Annotated in this window: 2 protein-coding genes and 1 pseudogene; all 3 read left to right on the top strand. The window is 57.0% G+C overall.

Going from position 1 to position 718, the window contains the following annotated elements; all coding sequences use genetic code 11:
* Positions 1-147 (top strand): annotated as a pseudogene (locus A3730_RS29090) (3'-5' exonuclease); the annotation flags it as partial.
* Between the two features lie 35 nt (positions 148-182).
* Complete coding sequence (locus A3730_RS29085; protein ID WP_063521233.1) at positions 183-398, top strand: hypothetical protein; 216 nt, start codon at positions 183-185, stop codon at positions 396-398.
* Between the two features lie 94 nt (positions 399-492).
* Positions 493-718, top strand: a 226-nt coding sequence (locus A3730_RS29080; RefSeq protein ID WP_156501443.1) for a hypothetical protein, incomplete at its 3' end; no start/stop codon positions are given.

Genomic DNA, 718 nt, shown 5'->3' with positions numbered 1-718 from the left:
TGGCAGCCGGACGTGACTCCCGACCTGCGCTTTGATGCCATGGCCAGCGCCTTGCAGGTGCCGGTGATGGAACGTCACACCGCCCGGGGAGATGCGGTGACCAGTGCGCTGATGTACCTGCAGCTGCAGAAATCCACATTAAATTAAGCCGCTGGCGGCTGTGAAAAAGGAAGGAAGAGCTGATGTTCTATGCAGAAAAAATAGCGCTGATAGTGGGCCTCTGCCTGGTTCTGTACGCCTATTTTCGCTACTGGCGCCGGACCGGTGATGGTCAGGGGCTGGTGATGTTCTGGCGACGGACCATGGCACTCAATGTGGTGGAGTTCAAACTGCAACGCGGTGGCATTGCCCTTTTACTGGTAGCCGTGGTGCTACGCTTTGTCCAGGCGCTGCTATAAGCTCAACAGGAGTCGTAACAGGCAGCATGCTCCACGCAACAGGTAAACGCACGATAAGCGATTCCTGATTTGCTTTAACCAACGGGGAGAGGCGGTGTTTTCACTGTGGCAATTGGGTGCGTTGGCGCTGGCTTATGTGTTGGTGTTGTTTGTTATCGCCTGGTGGGGCGATCGGGCTGCCCGACAGGGCCGCAAGACCTTCCACAATGCCTGGGTGTACAGCCTGGGGTTGGGGGTTTATTGCACTTCCTGGACGTTCTACGGCGCGGTTGGTGAAGCGGCCCAGAACGGCTGGAACTACCTGCCTATTTATCTGGGGC

This window comes from Alcanivorax sp. HI0044, from assembly GCF_001634945.1.
Note: the sequence above shows the minus strand (reverse complement) of the source record. Positions and strands in the feature narration are given on the sequence as shown.

Excerpts from the sequence above, each read along its gene's own strand:
- A3730_RS29085 (WP_063521233.1), top strand. The coding sequence starts at position 183 with ATGTTCTATGCAGAAAAAATAGCGCTGATAGTGGGCCTCTGCCTGGTT.